The following is an 18,822-nucleotide window of genomic DNA, read 5'->3' on the forward strand; positions in this document are numbered from 1 at the left end:
GAGGAGGCCGTTCCCGCACCTCACCTCCGCAGGCCCGCCAGCTTGTCGGGGTTGAGCACCACGAGGACCTGCTGGACCAGGCCGTCGGTGACGACCAGCGAGACCGCGGCGAGGGGCTCCCCGCCGGTCCACGCCGCCACCCCGGGCCGGCCGTTGACCTCGGTCAGCACCATCCGCAGTCCCGGCACCGACACCCCTCCGGGGATGACGGCGGCGAGGAAGCGGGCCACCTTGTCCGCGCCGGTGATCGGCCGCAGCGCCGCCTTCGCCCGGCCGCCGGCGTCGGTCAGCAGGACCGCGTCCGGGGCGAGCGCGGCCAGCAGCGCGTCGACGTCGCCGCCCGCGCACGCGGCGAGGAACCGCTCGGTGACCTCGCGGTGGGTCGCCCGGTCGGCGTCGAACCGCGGGCGGCGGGCGGACACGTGCTCCCGCGCCCGGTGGCCGAGCTGCCGGACCGCCGCCTCGGAGCGGCCGAGGACGGCGGCCACCTCCGCGGCCGGCAGCCCGAACACCTCGCGCAGGACGAACACCGCCCGCTCGGCGGGGGACAGGCTCTCCAGGACGACGAGCAGCGCCAGCGACACCTCCTCGCCGAGCACCGCCTCGTCGGCCGGGTCCGCGGCCTCGTCGGTGAGCAGCGGCTCGGGCAGCCACGGGCCGACGTAGGCCTCCCGGCGCGCGCGGGCGGAGTCCAGCCGGTCCAGCGCCAGCCGGGTGGTGACCCGGACCAGGTAGGCGCGCGGGTCGGCCACGTCGTCGCGGTCGGCCGCCGACCAGCGCAGCCAGGCGTCCTGGACGACGTCCTCGGCGTCGGCCACGCTGCCGAGCATCTGGTAGGCGACGGTGAACAGCAGCCGCCGGTGCGCGTCGAACGCCGGCAGCGGGCCGGTCACGCGGGAGCCGGGAGCTCGCAGCGGTCCCGGAAGCCCTGGCTGGTCAGGCCCAGGGCGCTGTTGGCCCGCGCCCGGCTGTTCTCCACGGCGACCATCATCGTGAGCTCGACCAGGGCGGCGTCGTCCAGGTCGCGGCGCAGCGCGGCGACCATCTCGTCGGTGACGCCCATCGGCGTGGTGCTCATCGCCTCGGCGTACTCGACGACGCGCCGCTCGAGGTCGGTGAGCGCGTCGCTGTCCCGCCAGGCGGGGACGGCGCGCAGCTTGGCCGGGTCCACGCCCTCGTGCGCGGTCCCGACCCAGTAGCCGAAGTCGACGCACCACGAGCAGCCGACGGTCACCGCCGCCGACATGACCGCGAGTGACTTGAGCGTCGGGTCCAGCCGGTCCCACTTCGCGAGGGACTGCTCGTGGCGCAGGTAGGTGAGCAGCAGGCGGGGGTGGTGCCCGAACGCCGCGGCGGGGTCCAGCGTCGCGCCGAAGCGGCGGCGCGAGTACCGGTCGACGAGGCGGGTGAGCAGCGTGCGCGGCGGGTCGAGCGGGATGCGGGCGGTGCGGGTCTCGGTCACGGCGTCGTCCTCTCCGGTGGGGTGTCCATGGAGACGACGCAGCCGCCCGGAACGTGACAGGGCGGCCCTCGCAGGGCCCGCCGCGAGCGTGCGAGCGGTGGGGGGCGAGGGGGTCCGTCGTCTAGAGGCGGCCGCGGCCCTGGCGCAGCAGCAGCATCCCGAGCGCGGCGCCGTCCGGGCCGAGGGCGGTGCGGAAGCGGTCGATCACCTGCTGCTCCCGGGACAGCGACAGCCGGGTGCCGCCGGTGGCGCGGCGCAGCTCACCGATCTCCTGCGAGACGGCGAGCCGCCGCTGCACCAGCGCGATCAGCTCGGCGTCGCAGGCGTCGATCTCACCGCGCAGCTCGGCGATGCGGGTGTCGGCGTCGGTGGGCGGCAGGGTGGCGGTCATCGGGTTCCTCCGGGGCGGGGAGCGGCCGTCGGACCCCGGGGAACGAGAAACGCCCCGGGCTCCTCGGGCCCGGGGCGTTCGTTGCGGCGGCTGCTCAGCCGGCGGCGACGGACACCGGAACCCGGTGCCCGTAGTAAAAGCCGACGGTGGCGATCAGCACGTCGCCGAGTGTGCCACAGCACGCCCGGCGGCCACGAGGGCGTCCGTCGCGGGACGGGTCCGTCGTCGGTCCGAACTACAGTGGTGTGGCTATGAGCAGCGTGCAGCAGGCCCTCCCCGGAACCGCCGCGCTCCAGCGTTCCGCTCCCGGCTCGGCCGGCCGGGAACTGGACCGCATGCTGGCCGGACTCAACGGTCCCCAGCGTCAGGCCGTCGTCCACGAGGGCGGCCCGCTGCTCATCGTGGCCGGTGCCGGGTCGGGCAAGACCCGCGTGCTCACCCACCGCATCGCCTACCTGCTCGGGGCCCGCGGGGTGCAGCCGGGCGAGGTCCTCGCGATCACCTTCACCAACAAGGCCGCCGGCGAGATGAAGGAGCGCGTCGCGCACCTCGTCGGGCCGCGCGCCCGGGCGATGTGGGTGTCCACGTTCCACTCGATGTGCGTGCGGATCCTGCGCGCCGAGTCGGCGAAGCTCGGCCTGAAGTCGTCGTTCACGATCTACGACCAGGGCGACTCGGTCCGCCTGATGACGATGGTCGCCCGCGACCTCGACCTCGACGCCAAGCGCTACCCCGGGCGCAGCCTCGCCGCGCAGGTGTCGAACCTGAAGAACGAGCTGGTGGACGAGGAGTCCTTCAGCCCCGAGACGGCGCCGGAGAAGGTGCTCAAGGAGGCCTACACGCTCTACCAGCGGCGGCTGCGCGAGGCGCACGCGCTGGACTTCGACGACCTGATCATGACGACGGTCAACCTGCTGCAGGCCTTCCCCGACGTCGCCGAGCACTACCGCCGCCGGTTCCGGCACGTGCTGGTCGACGAGTACCAGGACACCAACCACGCGCAGTACGTGCTGGTCCGCGAGCTGGTCGGCACGGGTGAGGGGCCGGTCCCGCCGGCCGAGCTGTGCGTCGTCGGCGACGCCGACCAGTCGATCTACGCCTTCCGCGGCGCCACGATCCGCAACATCGACGAGTTCGAGCGCGACTACCCCGACGCGACGACGATCCTGCTCGAGCAGAACTACCGCTCCACCCAGCGGATCCTCAAGGCGGCCAACACCGTCATCGCCAAGAACACCGGCCGCCGTCCCAAGAACCTGTGGACCGACGCCGGCGACGGCGAGCTGATCGAGGGCTACGTCGCCGAGAACGAGCACGACGAGGCCGCCTGGGTCGCCGAGCAGATCGACGCGCTGGTCGACGCGGGCACGGTCCGGCCTGCGGACATCGCCGTCTTCTACCGGACCAACAACGCCTCCCGCGTGTTCGAGGAGGTGTTCATCCGCGTCGGCATGCCCTACAAGGTCGTCGGCGGGGTGCGCTTCTACGAGCGCAAGGAGGTCCGCGACGCGCTGGCCTACCTCCGGGTGGTCGCCAACCCGGCCGACGTCGTCAGCCTCCGCCGGGTGATCAACACGCCCAAGCGCGGCATCGGCGACAAGGCCGAGTCCTGCATCGAGCAGTTCGCCGACCGCGAGCGGATCGCGTTCCCGTCGGCGCTGCGCCGCTGCCCGGAGATCACCACGCTGGCGCCGCGGTCGCTCAAGGCGGTCCAGGAGTTCGTCGCGCTGCTCGAGGAGTTCGAGCAGCTGGTCGAGACCGGCTCGGGCCCGGCCGCGCTGCTGGAGAGCATCCTCGACCGCACCGGCTACCTCGCCGAGCTCGAGGCCAGCACCGACCCGCAGGACGAGGGCCGCGTCGACAACCTCAACGAGCTCATCTCGGTGGCCGCCGAGTTCGAGGCGGCCAACCCCGGCGGCACGGTCACCGACTTCCTCGAGCAGGTCTCGCTGGTGGCCGACGCCGACCAGATCCCCGTCTCCGGCGACGAGGCCGGCGTCGTCACGCTGATGACGCTGCACACCGCCAAGGGGCTGGAGTTCCCGGTCGTGTTCCTCACCGGCCTCGAGGACGGCGTGTTCCCGCACCTGCGCGCGCTCGGCGACCCGCGGGAGCTGGAGGAGGAGCGGCGGCTGGCCTACGTCGGCATCACCCGCGCGCGGCAGCGGCTGTTCCTCTCCCGCGCCACGGTGCGCACCAGCTGGGGACAGCCGGCCTACAACCCGCCGTCGCGGTTCCTCGACGAGCTGCCCTCGGACACCGTGCACTGGGCGCGCACCGACCCGACGCCGGCGCCGAGCACCGGCTCGTCGGCGCAGCAGCGGGTGGCCGCGACCGGCCTGTCGACGGGCGGCCTGCGCGGCGGCCGCGGCAACCGGCCGGTGATCTCCGTCGAGGTCGGCGACCGGGTCAGCCACGACGCGTTCGGTCTGGGCACGGTGGTCGAGGTCAACGGCGCCGGTGACAAGGCGCAGGCCACGGTCGACTTCGGCTCCGGCGGCACCAAGCGCCTCGTCCTGCGCTACGCCCCGCTGGTCAAGCTCTAGGCCCGCGCTCCGCCGCGGGAGGGGCGCTCCTGGGGTCGTTCGCGGCCTCCGGGGGTGCTGCAGCACTCCCGGAGCGCGGGGAGAGCTCCAGGAGCGGAGCGACGCCGGGTCACAGGGTGACGCCGTGGTCGGCGAGCCACTCCTCGGGGTCGATCGGCCGGCCGGTCATGCCGCCGCGGTGGATCTCGTAGTGCAGGTGCGGGCCGGTGGACTGGCCCTCGTTGCCGATCTTCGCGATCTCGTCGCCGGCGTGCACGATCTGGCCGGCCTCGACGTCGTAGTAGCGCATGTGCCCGTAGATGTGCACGTTGCCGTCGGCGTCCTGGATGTAGACGGCGTTGCCGTACCCGGAGGCCCGGCCGGCGCGCAGCACGACCCCGTCGGTCACCGAGTGGATCGGCGTGCCGAGGGAGTTGGCCAGGTCGATGCCCCAGTGCATGGAGCCCCAGCGCTGGCAGAAGCAGGTGGTCATCCGGCCGGTGGTCGGCGCGACGGTCCGGGGCTCGCGGGCGGCGCGGGAGGCGGCCAGCTCCGACAGCCGGACGGCGGCCTCGGCCTGGGTGATGCCCTGCCGGACCCCGGCGTCCTCCATGTCCCCGGTCAGGCCGATGTCGGCGGCGCCGAGGCCGTAGTCGGCGGCGCTCACCGAGGCGGCCGGGGCCGGGGTGCCGCCGGTGAGGGCGGGGACGGCAGCGACGAGCGCACCGGCGACGAGCGCGCCCAGCCACAGCGGGCCGCGGCGCCCGGGCGGGCGGCGGACGGTGCGCCGCGCGGCGGGCTCGGTGTCGGGCTCGGTGCCGGCCGGCTCGGCGGCGGCCTCGGCAGCGTCCTCGACCTCGGCGTCCTCGACCTCGGCGTCCTCGGCCGGACCGGCGACGGGGGCGACCACCCGGGCGGGGAGGACGGTGCTCGGCACCGCGGGCCGCGGGACCGGCGGCACGGCCGGGGTCCCCAGCGGGCCGGACGAGATGCGGCCGGTCGCGTCGGGCCCGGTCGCCCGGCGGCCGGTCGCCGCGGGCTCGAGGAGCGCGGTCACGGGACACCCTTCGTCCACGCTCCCGGGACCACTGCACGGGGCAGCCCGTCGGGGGAGCGACGGCGGTGGAGGCGCCTGGGAGGACGCCCGCCGGTGGGTACCGGCGCCGTGATCGGACCGTAACGTTCCGTCAGGGCCGACCGGGGGAAGCGACGCTGCGTGTCGCCATGTCTCCCCGGGGTGGGGTGCCGCTCAGGCGGCGTCGGCGAGCGGCGCGGGGGCGGCCGGCCGCAGCCCGGCCAGCGTCGCGGCCACCTCGTCGACGACGCCGCGGTGGAACGGCAGCGACATGTGCCCCACGCCCCTCACGAGGACGTTGCGCGCCCGCAGGTCCGGGTGGTCGCACCGGCCTGCCACGGTGGGGACGACGATCTGGTCGAGGTTGCTGTAGACGGCGGTCATCGGGGTCGACCAGTCCGGCGCCGGCTCGGCGAGCTCCCGGAGCACCGGCGACCCGGGCCGCAGCTGGCGCACCATCGGCGTCGGCAGCAGGTGGGCCAGCACCGAGCCGCCGTGCGGCGTGCCGAGGGTGACCAGCGACTCCACCCGCCGGCCCCCGCCCTGGCGCTGCACGTAGTGCCGGGCGATGAGGCCGCCGAGGCTGTGTCCCACCAGGTGCACCCGGTCGTGGCCGGTCCGGGCGCAGATCCGCTCGACGTGCTCCCCCAGGTCGCGCGCGCCCTCGGCGACGTCCCCCAGCAGCGGGCTGTAGTTCCAGGTGCAGACCTGGGTGAAGCCGCGCCGCCGCAGTCGGCGGCGCATGACGGTGAAGATCGACCGGTTGTCGATGAGCCCGTGGACCAGCAGCACCGGGACGCGCGCGGCGAGCGGGTCGGCGGCGAACAGCGCGCGGACGGCGGCCGGCTGGACCCCCGGGCGGCAGCGCGGGTCGAGCAGCAGGGCCTCGGTCCGCGCGCCGAGCGGGTAGAGCAGGGCGTGCGCCCCGACCCAGGCCAGCTCGGTGAGCCCGCCGGCGACGGTGGTGGGGGAGACCAGTGCCCGGAGCGCGTCCCGTGGCGTACCCGGGGAAGGCTCTCCCGTGTGCCACTCTGGACGGCACCCGGGGTCGCCGGTCGCGCGCATGGACGTCCTCCCGTTCGGCGGCCGCCGGCGGTGTCCCGGGACCCGGGTCCGTCGACGGCGGAGCACCGCTGTGGTGCTCGGTTCACACGACGGTAATGCCCTGGTGTGGCGACGGTCACACAGACGATGCGGGGATCTCGACGAGATCGAGACCGGAACGCGACACATCTCGACGAAGGGGGACCCGTGGCCGGCCGTGAGAGTGCTGCCCGCGACGACCGGACCCGGGACGGCGCCCGGCGGACCGGGGCCACGGGTGCCGCCCGCCGCACGGGGGCCGCGGCCGCCGGGGCGCGGCGCACCGGCGCCCGCCCGGCCGCGGACCGGCGCCCGGCCCGCACCCCGGCCGCCCCTCCCGCCCCGGACGACGGGCTCGTCGTCGGGCACCTCCCCGGCGGCGCCCGCACCGCGGGGGTGCTGCTCGTGCTCGCCGGCCTGGCCGGGGTCGCCGCGCTGTTCCCGACCTACCTCGTCGTCGGCGGCCGGGAGCTGTCGCTGGCCGGCGGGCTCGGCGGCGCGCTGGTCGGCCTGGTCGTCCCGCTGACCGCCGTCGCGGTGGGGGCCGGCCTCGCCGCCGGCCGGGTGCCGCGCTTCGGGCTGGCCTACGCCGGCGTCGGCGGGGTGCTGGCGCTGGGCTCCCTGCTCATCGAGGTCTACCGCGGCAGCGCCTCCACCGTCCGTCCCGGCGTCGAGGTGCTGGCCGGGGAGCGGGTGCTCACCAGCTCGGTGGAGACCGGAGCCGGCTGGTGGCTCGAGGTCGCCGGGCTCGCGCTGACCGTCCTGGCCGCGGTCTGCGCCGCGGCGGCGTGGAGCCGCACGGTCATGGAGGACCGGGGGGCGCTCGACCCCGCCCGCGGCGCGCTGGCCGGCGCGGCGGTGCTGCTCGGCGTCCTCACCGTGCTGTGCCTGGCGCTGCCGGCCGCCGACGTCCCCGACCGGCTGGTCGACGACCCGTCCACCGGCCTGGAGGTCGTGGTCGAGCAGCAGGGCCCGCAGGCGCTCCTGGAGCGGCCCGGGCTGGCGCTGCTCGGCGGGCTGCTGCTGGCCGGCGCCGTCCTGCTCGCCTCGGTGCTGGCGCCCTCGCTGCGGCCGCGGCTGGCCGCCGTCGGCGGCTTCCTCGCCGTCGCGGTGACCGTGCTCGCCGCCGGCCTCGGCGGGCTGCGCGACGCCCTCGCCTCCGACGAGCTGGAGTGGACCGTCCCCGGCGCCGGGCTGCTCGCCGCCGGGCTGGGCTACGCGCTGCTCACCGTGCTCGCCTGGCGGCTGCGCCGCACGACCGCCCGGTGACGGCGGGCGAGCGGCTGCGCGTCGTCGTCGCCGGGCCCGAGGGCCGGGACGACCCGCGCGCGGTCGCCCTCGCCCGCGCGCTGCGCGACTCCGGCGCCGAGGTGGTGCTGACCGGCGAGGTCGCCTCGGCCGGGCGGCTGGCCGCGACGGTCGTGCAGGAGGACGCCGACGCCCTCGGCGTGGCCGGGGCGCGGCCGGGGCTGCTCGGCGAGGTGCTCGACCGGCTGTCCGCCGCCGGCGTCGACGACGTCACCGCCTTCGTCCTCGGGGACGGCGACGACGGCGGAGGCGACCTGCCGGCCGACGTGCGCCGCTTCCCCGACGGCACCACCCCCGACGACGTCGTGGCCGCGCTGCGGCGGCTGTCCGGGGGTCTGTGACCCGGGGCACGGGGCCCGGTGCCGGTGCGGCGGCCGGGACGCGCGAGGTTTACGGTGCCTGTTCGTGGATCTCTTCGAGTACCAGGCGCGTGACCTGTTGGCCTCGCACGGCGTGCCCGTGCTGCCCGGCGGCGTGGCCGAGACACCCGACCAGGCCGAGGCGATCGCCCGCGAGATCGGGCAGACCGTCGTCGTCAAGGCGCAGGTCAAGACCGGCGGCCGCGGCAAGGCCGGCGGCGTCAAGCTGGCCGACGACGCCGACGAGGCGAGGGCCCGCGCCCAGGACATCCTCGGGCTGGACATCAAGGGCCACATCACCCACCGCGTGATGGTGGCGCAGGCCAGCGACATCGCCGAGGAGTACTACTTCTCCTACCTGCTCGACCGCGCCAACCGCACCTTCCTGGCCATGGCCAGCGTCGAGGGCGGCATGGAGATCGAGCAGCTCGCCGTCGAGCGGCCCGAGGCCCTCGCCCGCATCCCCGTCGACGCCACGACCGGCGTCGACGCGCAGAAGGCCGCCGAGATCGTCGACGCCGCCGGGTTCGCCCCCGAGGTGCGCGACCAGGTGATCGCCATCGCCGTCCAGCTGTGGGAGACCTTCGCCCAGGAGGACGCCACCCTCGTCGAGGTCAACCCGCTGGCCAAGGCGCCCGACGGCACCGTCCTCGCGCTCGACGCGAAGGTCACCCTCGACGAGAACGCCTCCTTCCGGCACCCCCAGCACGCCGAGCTCGCGGACTCCGCCTCGGCCGACCCGCTCGAGGCGCGCGCCAAGGAGAAGGACCTCAACTACGTCAAGCTCGACGGCGAGGTCGGGATCATCGGCAACGGCGCCGGCCTGGTCATGAGCACCCTCGACGTCGTCGCCTACGCGGGCGAGGAGTTCGGCGGGGTCAAGCCGGCCAACTTCCTCGACATCGGCGGCGGCGCCTCGGCCGAGGTCATGGCCAACGGCCTGGAGATCATCCTCTCCGACCCAGCCGTGAAGAGCGTGTTCGTCAACGTCTTCGGCGGCATCACCGCCTGCGACGCCGTCGCCAACGGCATCGTCAGCGCCCTGGGCATCCTCGGCGACGAGGCGACCAAGCCGCTGGTCGTCCGGCTCGACGGCAACAACGTCGAGGAGGGCCGGCGCATCCTCGCCGAGGCGAACCACCCGCTGGTGACCCTGGTGGACACGATGGACGGCGCCGCGCGCCGGGCCGCCGAGCTCGCCGCCTGAGGAAGGACCCCTTCCCTCCCCACCCCTCGCAGGCTCGGGGCGGGCCCCTGGAAAGGGGCCGTTCCCTCACCTCCAGACAGGACCTGAAGAGATGTCGATCTTCCTCAACGAGAACAGCAAGGTCATCGTCCAGGGCATGACCGGCTCGGAGGGGCGCAAGCACACCCAGCGCATGCTCGCCTCCGGCACCGCGATCGTCGGTGGCGTGAACCCGAAGAAGGCCGGCGAGCGCGTCGACTTCGAGGGCGCCAGCGTGCCGGTGTTCGGCAGCGTGTCCGAGGCCATGAAGGAGACCGGCGCCGACGTCAGCGTCATCTTCGTGCCGCCGGCCGGCGCCAAGGGCGCGGTCATCGAGGCCGTCGACGCCCAGATCGGGCTCGCCGTCGTCATCACCGAGGGCATCCCGGTGCACGACTCGACCTACTTCTGGGCCCACGCCCAGGGCGGCGCCACCCGGATCATCGGCCCGAACTGCCCCGGCCTGATCAGCCCCGGGCGCTCCAACGCCGGCATCATCCCGGCCAACATCACCAAGCAGGGCAAGATCGGCCTGGTCAGCAAGTCCGGCACGCTGACCTACCAGATGATGTACGAGCTCCGGGACATCGGCTTCTCCACCTGTGTCGGCATCGGCGGCGACCCGGTCATCGGCACCACGCACATCGACTGCCTGCAGGCCTTCCAGGACGACCCGGAGACCGAGGCCATCGTCATGATCGGTGAGATCGGTGGCGACGCCGAGGAGCGCGCGGCCGACTTCATCAAGGCCAACGTGACCAAGCCGGTCGTCGGCTACGTCGCCGGGTTCACCGCGCCCGAGGGCAAGACGATGGGCCACGCCGGCGCCATCGTGTCCGGCTCGGCCGGCACCGCGCAGGCCAAGAAGGAGGCCCTCGAGGCCGCCGGGGTCAAGGTCGGCAAGACGCCGTCGGAGACCGCCCGCCTCATGCGGGAGCTCGTCGGCGCCTGATCGCCCCCCCGTGGACTGCCCCGGCCCCTCCCCAGGAGCCGGGGCAGTTCCGCTTCCCGGGGACGGGTTGCGGGGCGGTCACGATCTCGCCCCTCGTGGTGAGGGGCGAGCGTGGCGAGGTTGCAGCCCGTCGACGGCGGGGGAGAGCATCCGCGACGCCGTACCGATGTGACGAGGGAGAGTCGAACGATGACGTCCAGTCAGCCGCCTCAGCAGCCCGGGATGCCCGGGCAGCCGGGACCGGGCGGCCAGCCGGGGTACGGCCAGCCGGGGTACGGCCAGCCGGGGTACGGCCAGCCGGGGTACGGGCAGCAGCCGCCGTCCTACGGTGCTCCTCAGGGACAGCCGTCCTACGGCCAGCAGGCCCCCTACGGGCAGCAGCCGCCCCACGGCCAGCAGCCCCACGGCGCGCCGCAGCCCTACGGGCAGCCGTACGGCCAGCAGCCGCCGCCCGGCGCCCCGTCGCCGTACGGCCAGGCCCCGCGCCCGGCCGGTGCGGGCTTCGACCTCGGGCGCCTGAGGACGGCCGACTACGTCGTCGCCGCCGGCGCGCTGGTCTACCTGGTCCTCGCGCTGCTGCCGTGGGCGACCTTCTCCAGCAGTGACGACTTCGGCTTCGACGTCCCCGGCTTCGACGTCCCGGAGATCAGCTACAGCTTCTCCGGCTTCGAGGTCAGCGGCCTGGTGACCTTCAGCTTCGTGCTGCTGCTCCTGGCCGGCGTGTGGGCGCTGCTGCCGGCGTTCGTGCAGCTGGACCTGGGCTTCCCGCGCAGCTGGATCACCGTGGGCCTGGCCGGGCTGGCCGCGCTGCTCACCCTGGTCGTCTGGATCCAGACCTTCGACGCCGGCTTCTCGGTGTTCGCGCTGCTCGGCTTCCTGGTCACCGTCGCGGTGGCGGTGTTCGCGTTCCTGCGGCTGCTGCCGGAGATGCGGAACAGGCCGGCGCTGCCCGGCGCCCTCGCCGGCGCCGCGCAGTGGGCCAACCAGCAGGCGCCGGACTTCGGCATCGGCCAGGGCGGCGCCCCGGGCCCGCCGGCGGCTCCCGGCCAGTACGGCACCCCGGGCCCGTACGGCCGGCCCGTCCCCTACGGCGGCCAGCCGGCGCAGCCGTGGGGCCAGCCCGGGCAGCCGGGGCAGCCCGGGCAGCCGGGCCACGGTCAGCCGTACACCCCGTCGCCGGTCACCGACCCCGGTCAGCACTCCTCCGGCCAGCACGGCGGTTCCTCCGCCTCGGGTCACGGCCAGTCCTGACCCGACCGCGCTCCGTCACGGGCGCACCCGTCCCGACGAGGGCCGGCGGCACTGCCGCCGGCCCTCGTCGCCGTTCCGGCGCCCCTCCCGGCGCGTGCGGCGGACAGACGGCGGGGACGCTTGCGAGAGTGGGGACGTGGTCTCCCTGCTGGCGCGCCTGCCCGTGCCGGGACAGCGCGGCCCCGGTGCCGGGCGGCCCTGGTACCCGGCCGCGCTGACCGCCGCCGCCACGGCCGCGGTCACGCTGCTCGGGCTGCTCGGGCTCGGGCTCGCGGTCGTGGTGGTCGAGACGCTCGATCCCGCAGGCGGGTTCTCGGTCCCGAGCGCGGCCCGCGTCGGCGGCCGGCTGTGGCTGCTGGCCAACGGCGGCGGGCTCGACCTGCCGTCGGGGCCGCTGGTCCTCGCGCCGCTGCTGCTCACCCTCGCCGTCGCCTGGGGGCTCGACCGGGCCGGGCGGGGCGTGCTGCGCGTCGCCGAGCCCGCCGGCGCCCGCGCCGCCGCCGGGGTCGTGGCGACCGCGGTCGCGGTGCACGCGCTGCTGGCGGTCCTCCTCGGGCTCGTCGTCGACGGGCCCGGGGCCCGCACCGACCTGCTGCGCTGCGGCCTCGGCGCCGCCGTCCTCGCCGCGGTCGCCGTCGGCTGGGGCGTGCTCCGGGAGGGCGACCTGCTCGACGGCGTCCTGGACCGCCTGCCCGGGCCGGTGCGGCCCCTGCTGCCCGCCGTCCTCGCCGGGCTGCTCGCCGCGGGCGCACTGGGTCTCGCCGTCGTCGCCGTCGCGCTGGCCGCGGACGCCTCCGGCTACGCCGCGGTCGCGGGCGCCCTCGGCGGCTCCGGGGCCGGTGCGGTGGGCACGCTGGCGCTCGGGGCGCTGCTGCTGCCCAACGCCGCTGCGGCCGCGCTCGGGGTGGCGGCCGGGCCCGGGTTCGCCGTCGGCGCCGGCACCATCGTCTCGGTGCACGGGATCAGCCTCGGTCCGGTGCCGGCGTTCCCGCTGCTGGCCGCGCTGCCCGACACCCAGGCGGTGCCGCTGCTGGCGTTCGTCTCGCAGGCGGTCCCGGCGCTGGCCGGGCTGGTCGCCGGGGTGGCGCTGGGCCGCCGCATGACCGACGACGACGGCGGCTCGGTGGTCGCCGGCCTGTGGGGCGTGCCGGCCGGCGTCGTCCTGGGGCTGGGCGTGGGCGTCCTCGCCGCGGTGGCCGGCGGCTCGCTGGGCGACGGCGCGCTCGCCGACGTCGGCGTGCCGCCCGTGGCCACCGCGCTCTCCTTCGCGCTGCAGGCCGGCGTCGCTGCGGCGGTCGGGGCGGCCACCGCGCGCTGGCGGTCCCTCGGCTGAGGCCCCTGGCGCCGTCGATAGGGTCGCGGACGTGCCCGGCCCCGAGTCCTCCCCGCGGGCGCGGGTCGTCGTGCTGATCTCGGGCACCGGCTCGCTGTGCGCGGCGCTGCTCGAGGCCGCCGACGACCCCGGCTACCCGGCGCAGGTGGTCGCCGTCGGCGCCGACCGCGACGCCGCCGGGCTCGCGCACGCCCGCCGCCGCGGCCTGCCGACGTTCACCGTCGCGCTGCGCGACTTCCCCGACCGGGCCGCCTGGGACCGCGCGCTGACCGAGGCGATCGCCGCGCACGAGCCCGACCTGGTGGTGTCCGCCGGGTTCATGAAGATCGTCGGTCCCGCCGTCCTGGCCCGCTACGAGGGCCGGCTGGTCAACACCCACCCCGCGCTGCTGCCGGCGTTCCCGGGCGCGCACGCCGTCCGCGACGCGCTGGCCGCCGGCGTGGACGTCACCGGCAGCACGGTGCACCTGGTCGACGCCGGCGTCGACACCGGCCCGGTGCTCGCCCGGCGCGAGGTGCCGGTGCTGCCGGGCGACGACGAGGACCGCCTGCACGAACGCATCAAGGCCGTGGAGCGGACGCTCCTGGTGGAGACGGTGGCGCGACTCGTCACCGGGACGACGGAGGAGAGCCCGCGATGACCGAGAGCCGGACCCCCATCCGCAGAGCCCTGCTGGGCGTCTACGACAAGACCGGGATCGAGGAGCTCGCCCGCGGCCTGGCCGACGCCGGCGTGGAGCTGGTCAGCACCGGGGCCACCGCGCGGCGGATCGCCGACGCCGGGATCGCGGTCACCCCGGTCGAGCAGGTCACCGGCTTCCCCGAGTGCCTCGACGGGCGGGTCAAGACGCTGCACCCCGCCGTGCACGCCGGCATCCTCGCCGACCGGCGCAAGCCCGAGCACGTCGCGCAGCTCGAGGAGCTCGGCGTCGCCGCCTTCGACCTCGTCGTCGTGAACCTCTACCCCTTCACCGCGACCGTGGCCTCGGGCGCGACCCCGGACGAGTGCGTCGAGCAGATTGACATCGGCGGCCCGGCGATGGTGCGCGCGGCCGCGAAGAACCACCCGTCGGTCGCCGTCGTCGTCGACCCGGCCCGGTACGGCGACGTCCTCGCCGCCGTGGCCGCCGGCGGCTTCACCCTCCCCGAGCGGCAGCGGCTGGCCGTGGCCGCCTTCCGGCACACCGCCACCTACGACATCGCCGTCGCCTCGTGGATGGGCAACGTGCTCGCCCCCGACGACGAGTCCGGCTTCCCGTCCTGGGTCGGCGCGTCCTGGGAGCGCGCCGACGTGCTGCGCTACGGCGAGAACCCGCACCAGCGGGCGGCGCTGTACCGCAGCGGCGAGCCGGGCGCCGGGACAGGGGGGATCGCGCACGCCGAGCAGCTGCACGGCAAGCAGATGTCCTACAACAACTACGTCGACACCGACGCCGCGTGGCGGGCCGCGCACGACCACGACGACCCCTGCGTGGCGATCGTCAAGCACGCCAACCCGTGCGGGATCGCCGTCGGTCCGGACGTCGCCGCCGCCCACCGCAAGGCGCACGCCTGCGACCCGGTCTCGGCGTTCGGCGGTGTCATCGCGGCCAACCGGGAGGTCGACCTGGCGATGGCCGAGCAGGTGGCCGGCGTGTTCACCGAGGTCGTCGTCGCGCCGTCGTTCACCGCCGACGCCGTCGAGGTGCTGACGGCGAAGAAGAACATCCGGCTGCTGCGGCTGCCCGAGGCCGGTCGGCCCCCGGTCGAGCTGCGGCCGGTCGGCGGCGGGCTGCTGCTGCAGAGCGCCGACCGCATCGACGCCGCCGGCGACGACCCGACCACCTGGACGCTGGCGTGCGGCGAGCCGTTGGACGCCGCCGGCCTCGACGACCTCGTGTTCGCGTGGCGCTCGGTCCGCGCGGTGAAGAGCAACGCGATCCTGCTCGCCCACGACAGGGCGACCGTCGGCGTCGGCATGGGCCAGGTGAACCGGGTGGACTCCGCGCGGCTGGCGGTCGCGCGGGCGGGGGATCGGGCCGCGGGGTCGGTGGCCGCCTCGGACGCGTTCTTCCCCTTCGCCGACGGCCTGCAGGTGCTGCTCGACGCCGGGGTGCGCGCGGTGGTGCAGCCAGGGGGGTCGGTGCGGGACGAGGAGGTCGTCGCGGCGGCGCGGGCGGCCGGCGTCCCGCTCTACCTGACCGGCACCCGCCACTTCGCGCATTGAGGTCGGGCGCACCGGGGGGCCGGCCCCACGTCCGTCCGCCGGAGCCGGGGGAGGAGCTCGAGGACGCCGACCTCGCGCGCGTCGACTGGTGGGGCGCCGAGCTCGACGGCGTCACCTTCACCCGCTGCCGCTTCGACGACGCCGACCTCACCGAGCTGGTCACCCGCCGCTGCGTGTTCGACTCCTGCGTCCTCACCGGCGTGCGGATGAGCGGGTCGCGGCACCGCGGCAGCGCGTTCCTGTCCTGCCGGTTCGACCGCGCCCGGCTGATCGACGCCGTCTGGGAGGGCTGCAAGCTCACCGGCTCGCAGTTCCCCGGCGCCGTCCTGCGGCCGCTGACCAGCACCGACTCCGACTGGAGCTGGACGTCACTGCGCGGCGTCGACCTGTCCGGCAGCGACCTGTCCGGTCAGCGGTTCCGCGAGGCCGACCTCACCGACGCCGACCTGCGCGAGTGCGACCTCACCGGCGCCGACCTCGACCGCGCCCGCCTGCAGGGCGCGAAGCTGCGCGGCACCGACCTGCGCGGCGCGGCCACCGAGGCCTGGCCCTGGCGGGGCCTGGAGCTCACCGGCGTCCGGATCGACCTCGTGCAGGCGGTGCAGGTCGCCCGCGCCCACGGCGCCCTCGTCGAGGGCTGAGCCGGGCACTCCGCGGGCGGCGGGAGGAGCGGGGGCCGGAGGCTCCCGCGACCGAGCGCCGGGAGCGGCCCGACACGGGCCGGGGACGGCTCCTGGCCGCGGTGCCGTCCGGTGGGACGGCAGCGTCGCGAACCGTCAGCGGTAGCGGGGGCCGGTGAGCATGGCCTTGAGCGCGCCGAGCAGGCCGAGGACGCCGACGGCGCAGGCGGACCAGAAGCCGACGCCGAACGCCGCCGGGTCCCAGTCCTCCGCGGCGAACGGCACGAGCACCGCGGCGATCGCCAGCGCGCTGACGAACAGCGCGAGGACGCCGAGGAGGCGGTGCGTCCGGGCGGGCAGCCACAGCAGGACGCCGAGCAGGAACAGCACGCCCCCGCCCAGCACGACGGCGAGCGGCTGCCAGAAGCCGGAGTCCACCAGGGCGCCGAAGCCGGCGTCCGCCTCGTCGAAGCCGCGGCCGACGAGACCCCAACCGGTGTCGCCGGCCCGCGCCAGCCAGCGCAGCGGCAGGCTCACCGCGGCGGCGATGCCGGCGAGGATGAGCAGCAGCCCGCCGAGCGAGTCCGGCCCCCGCACCGGCACCGGCCGGTCGGAGTAGCTGGGCGTCGTGTACGGGTTCGGGCCCGCCTGGCCGTACGCGCCGGGGCCCCCCGCGGACGCGCCGGCCACGGGCGCCAGCCCCGGCGTGGTCTGCTCCCGCCAGTCGGCCCCGAGCTGCCGGGTGGACGGGTCGCGCTCGGTCATCAGCTCTCCTCGAGGGATCCGGCCGTGCGGGGGCTCACCTCGAAGCGTAGGGCCGCGGCGGTCGGCGGGGAGGCGCCTCCGGCACACTGTCGGGGTGCCCGCGACGATCCTCGACGGCAAGGCGACCGCAGCCACCATCCGGCAGGAGCTCACCGCGCGGGTCGCGGCCCTGACGGCGGCCGGGCACCGGCCCGGCCTGGGCACGCTGCTGGTCGGCGACGACCCGGGCAGCCGCTGGTACGTCAACGCCAAGCACTCCGACTGCGCGCAGGTCGGCATCGCCAGCATCCAGCGCGAGCTGCCGGCCACCGTCACGCTCGCCGACGTCCTCGCCGTCGTCGAGGAGCTCAACGCCGACCCCGCGTGCACGGGCTACATCGTCCAGCTGCCGCTGCCCCGCCAGGTCGACGAGTACGCCGTCCTCGAGGCGATGGACCCGGCCAAGGACGCCGACGGCCTGCACCCGGTCAACCTCGGCCGGCTGGTGCTCGGCGTCGACGGGCCGCTGCCGTGCACGCCGGTCGGCATCGTCGAGCTGCTGCGCCGGTACGACGTCCCGGTGGCCGGCGCGGAGGTGGTCGTCGTCGGGCGCGGCATCACCGTCGGCCGCCCGCTCGGGCTGCTGCTCACCCGGCGCACCGAGAACGCCACGGTGACCCTCTGCCACACCGGCACCCGGGACCTGGCCGCCCACCTGCGCACCGCCGACGTCGTGGTCGCCGCCGCGGGCGTGCCGGGCCTGGTCACGGCCGACGTCGTCAAGCCCGGCGCCGCGGTCCTCGACGTCGGCGTCAGCCGGGTCGACGGGAGGATCGCCGGTGACGTCGCGAAGGACGTCGCCGAGGTGGCCGGGCACGTGGCGCCCAACCCCGGCGGGGTCGGGCCGATGACCCGGGCGATGCTCCTGCAGAACGTGGTGCTGGCCGCCGAGCGCGCCGCCGCGGACGAGGTGCTCAGCGCCTGATGACGCGCCCGCCGCTGTACCTGCGCCGGCCGTTCCTGGCCGGGCTGCTGCGCCAGCTGCCGCTGTTCGCGGTGCTGGTCGTGGTCGCGGTGGGGCTCGGGATGGTGGCGCTGGAGCACTGGCGGCGCGGCCTGCTGGTGGTCGGGCTGGCGCTCGTCGGCGCGGGCGTGCTGCGGCTGGTGCTCCCCGTCCGCCGGGTCGGATTCCTCGCCGTCCGCAGCCGGCCGGTCGACGTCGTCCTCATGGCCGGGACGGGGGTCGCGCTGTCGGCGCTGGCCCTCGCGGTCCCGGGCAGTTGAGCGTCGGCCCGCGGGCGCGGCGACCGGGGTCCCGGGTCTAGGTTGACGCCCATGGCAGAGCAGCCCAGGAACGGCAAGGTCACCGTCGTCGGTGCCGGCTTCTACGGCTCCACCACCGCCCTCCGGCTCGCGGAGTACGACGTCTTCGAGACCGTCGTCCTCACCGACATCGTCGAGGGCAAGCCCGAGGGCCTGGCCCTCGACATCAACCAGTCACGGCCGATCGAGGGCTTCGAGACGAGGGTCGTCGGCGTCGGCGGCGGCTCGTACGAGGGCACCGAGGGGTCCGACGTCGTCGTCGTCACCGCCGGCCTGCCGCGCAAGCCCGGCATGAGTCGGATGGACCTCATCGAGACCAACGCGAAGATCGTCCGGGACGTCTCCGAGAACGTCGCGCGGACCTCGCCGGACGCCGTCGTCATCGTCGTGTCCAACCCGCTGGACGAGATGACCGCCCTGGCGCAGCTGGCCACCGGCTTCCCGAAGGAGCGGGTGATGGGCCAGGCCGGGATGCTCGACACCGCCCGGTTCACCAACAACGTCGCCGAGGAGCTCGGCGTCCCGGTGTCCTCGGTGCGCACCCTGACCCTCGGCTCGCACGGCGACACGATGGTGCCCGTGCCCTCGCGCTGCACCGTCGACGGCAAGCCGCTGGCCGACGTCCTGGCCCCCGACCGCGTCGAGCACCTCGTGCAGCGCACCCGCAACGGCGGCGCGGAGGTCGTCGCGCTGCTCAAGACCGGGTCGGCGTACTACGCGCCGTCCGCGGCCGCGGCCCGGATGGCCCGCGCCGTCATGGAGGACTCCGGCGCCGTCATGCCCGTGTGCGCCTGGGTCGACGGCGAGTACGGCATCTCCGGTGTCTACCTCGGCGTCGAGGCCGAGATCGGGCGCGCGGGTGTGCGCCGGGTGGTCGAGGGGGACCTCACCGAGAGCGAGCTGGCCGGACTGCGCGAGGCGGCCGAGGCCGTGCGCGCCAAGCAGGCCGACGTCGCGGAGCTGTAG

Annotated in this window: 19 protein-coding genes; 13 read left to right on the forward strand and 6 right to left on the reverse strand. The window is 75.8% G+C overall.

Features of this window, described 5'->3' with window-relative positions; translation table 11 throughout:
- Positions 1-20: 20 nt before the first annotated feature.
- The 3 genes from ACI8AK_RS01100 to ACI8AK_RS01110 all read right to left on the reverse strand — a co-directional run bounded on the left by ACI8AK_RS01100 (position 21) and on the right by ACI8AK_RS01110 (position 1,853).
- A complete protein-coding gene (locus ACI8AK_RS01100; protein WP_387987631.1) occupies positions 21-893 on the reverse strand; it encodes an RNA polymerase sigma-70 factor in 873 nt (290 codons plus the stop codon).
- Positions 890-1,462, reverse strand: coding sequence for a carboxymuconolactone decarboxylase family protein (locus ACI8AK_RS01105; protein ID WP_387987629.1), 573 nt, complete (start codon positions 1,460-1,462; stop codon positions 890-892). Before ACI8AK_RS01105 ends, ACI8AK_RS01100 begins: the two co-directional genes overlap by 4 nt.
- Before the next feature lie 121 nt (positions 1,463-1,583).
- Complete coding sequence (locus ACI8AK_RS01110; RefSeq protein WP_387987627.1) at positions 1,584-1,853, reverse strand: chorismate mutase; 270 nt, start codon at positions 1,851-1,853, stop codon at positions 1,584-1,586.
- Positions 1,854-2,104: 251 nt separating this feature from the next.
- On the opposite strand from ACI8AK_RS01110, the gene pcrA reads away from it, so the two are divergent.
- The gene (gene pcrA / locus ACI8AK_RS01115) at positions 2,105-4,399 is read left to right on the forward strand and encodes a DNA helicase PcrA (RefSeq protein WP_387987626.1); all 2,295 of its coding nucleotides are present in this window, start codon (positions 2,105-2,107) and stop codon (positions 4,397-4,399) included.
- Between the two features lie 109 nt (positions 4,400-4,508).
- Here pcrA and ACI8AK_RS01120 read toward each other — a convergent pair whose 3' ends face one another.
- Positions 4,509-5,435: a M23 family metallopeptidase gene (locus tag ACI8AK_RS01120; RefSeq protein WP_456954871.1), complete on the reverse strand. Its 927-nt coding sequence runs from the start codon at positions 5,433-5,435 to the stop codon at positions 4,509-4,511.
- Positions 5,436-5,627: 192 nt separating this feature from the next.
- On the reverse strand, positions 5,628-6,518 hold the full coding sequence (locus ACI8AK_RS01125) for a lipase family alpha/beta hydrolase (protein ID WP_456954872.1): 891 nt from the start codon (positions 6,516-6,518) through the stop codon (positions 5,628-5,630).
- 186 nt (positions 6,519-6,704) lie between these two features.
- Here ACI8AK_RS01125 and ACI8AK_RS01130 point away from each other — a divergent pair, with 186 nt between their 5' ends.
- From ACI8AK_RS01130 to ACI8AK_RS01170, 9 genes are all read left to right on the forward strand, one after another.
- Positions 6,705-7,805: a hypothetical protein gene (locus ACI8AK_RS01130; protein WP_456954873.1), complete on the forward strand. Its 1,101-nt coding sequence runs from the start codon at positions 6,705-6,707 to the stop codon at positions 7,803-7,805.
- Positions 7,802-8,185 (forward strand): methylmalonyl-CoA mutase, encoded by a 384-nt coding sequence (locus ACI8AK_RS01135; protein WP_456954874.1) that lies wholly within the window; start codon positions 7,802-7,804, stop codon positions 8,183-8,185. The genes ACI8AK_RS01130 and ACI8AK_RS01135 overlap by 4 nt, the downstream gene beginning before the upstream one ends.
- Before the next feature lie 64 nt (positions 8,186-8,249).
- Positions 8,250-9,410 (forward strand): ADP-forming succinate--CoA ligase subunit beta, encoded by a 1,161-nt coding sequence (gene sucC / locus ACI8AK_RS01140; protein WP_456901371.1) that lies wholly within the window; start codon positions 8,250-8,252, stop codon positions 9,408-9,410.
- 91 nt (positions 9,411-9,501) lie between these two features.
- Positions 9,502-10,380 carry a succinate--CoA ligase subunit alpha gene (gene sucD / locus ACI8AK_RS01145; RefSeq protein WP_456901370.1) on the forward strand — a complete coding sequence of 293 codons (879 nt, stop codon included), beginning with the start codon at positions 9,502-9,504 and terminating at the stop codon, positions 10,378-10,380.
- Positions 10,381-10,569: 189 nt separating this feature from the next.
- Positions 10,570-11,631 carry a hypothetical protein gene (locus ACI8AK_RS01150; protein WP_456954875.1) on the forward strand — a complete coding sequence of 354 codons (1,062 nt, stop codon included), beginning with the start codon at positions 10,570-10,572 and terminating at the stop codon, positions 11,629-11,631.
- Between the two features lie 136 nt (positions 11,632-11,767).
- Positions 11,768-12,964 (forward strand): cell division protein PerM, encoded by a 1,197-nt coding sequence (locus tag ACI8AK_RS01155; RefSeq protein ID WP_456954876.1) that lies wholly within the window; start codon positions 11,768-11,770, stop codon positions 12,962-12,964.
- Between the two features lie 31 nt (positions 12,965-12,995).
- A complete protein-coding gene (purN, locus tag ACI8AK_RS01160) occupies positions 12,996-13,604 on the forward strand; it encodes a phosphoribosylglycinamide formyltransferase (RefSeq protein ID WP_387987612.1) in 609 nt (202 codons plus the stop codon).
- On the forward strand, positions 13,601-15,169 hold the full coding sequence (gene purH / locus ACI8AK_RS01165; protein ID WP_387987610.1) for a bifunctional phosphoribosylaminoimidazolecarboxamide formyltransferase/IMP cyclohydrolase: 1,569 nt from the start codon (positions 13,601-13,603) through the stop codon (positions 15,167-15,169). Before purN ends, purH begins: the two co-directional genes overlap by 4 nt.
- The gene (locus ACI8AK_RS01170) at positions 15,166-15,810 is read left to right on the forward strand and encodes a pentapeptide repeat-containing protein (RefSeq protein ID WP_387987606.1); all 645 of its coding nucleotides are present in this window, start codon (positions 15,166-15,168) and stop codon (positions 15,808-15,810) included. Before purH ends, ACI8AK_RS01170 begins: the two co-directional genes overlap by 4 nt.
- Positions 15,811-15,945: 135 nt before the next feature.
- Here ACI8AK_RS01170 and ACI8AK_RS01175 read toward each other — a convergent pair whose 3' ends face one another.
- Positions 15,946-16,554 carry a hypothetical protein gene (locus tag ACI8AK_RS01175; protein WP_456901367.1) on the reverse strand — a complete coding sequence of 203 codons (609 nt, stop codon included), beginning with the start codon at positions 16,552-16,554 and terminating at the stop codon, positions 15,946-15,948.
- A 94-nt stretch (positions 16,555-16,648) separates the two neighbouring features.
- On the opposite strand from ACI8AK_RS01175, the gene ACI8AK_RS01180 reads away from it, so the two are divergent.
- The 3 genes from ACI8AK_RS01180 to mdh are packed head-to-tail and all read left to right on the forward strand — an operon-like array spanning position 16,649 to position 18,822.
- Positions 16,649-17,518, forward strand: coding sequence for a bifunctional methylenetetrahydrofolate dehydrogenase/methenyltetrahydrofolate cyclohydrolase (locus tag ACI8AK_RS01180; RefSeq protein WP_456954877.1), 870 nt, complete (start codon positions 16,649-16,651; stop codon positions 17,516-17,518).
- On the forward strand, positions 17,518-17,817 hold the full coding sequence (locus tag ACI8AK_RS01185) for a DUF3017 domain-containing protein (RefSeq protein ID WP_387987600.1): 300 nt from the start codon (positions 17,518-17,520) through the stop codon (positions 17,815-17,817). Before ACI8AK_RS01180 ends, ACI8AK_RS01185 begins: the two co-directional genes overlap by 1 nt.
- 51 nt (positions 17,818-17,868) lie before the next feature.
- A complete protein-coding gene (mdh, locus tag ACI8AK_RS01190; RefSeq protein ID WP_387987598.1) occupies positions 17,869-18,822 on the forward strand; it encodes a malate dehydrogenase in 954 nt (317 codons plus the stop codon).

This window comes from Geodermatophilus sp. SYSU D00867, assembly GCF_054050315.1.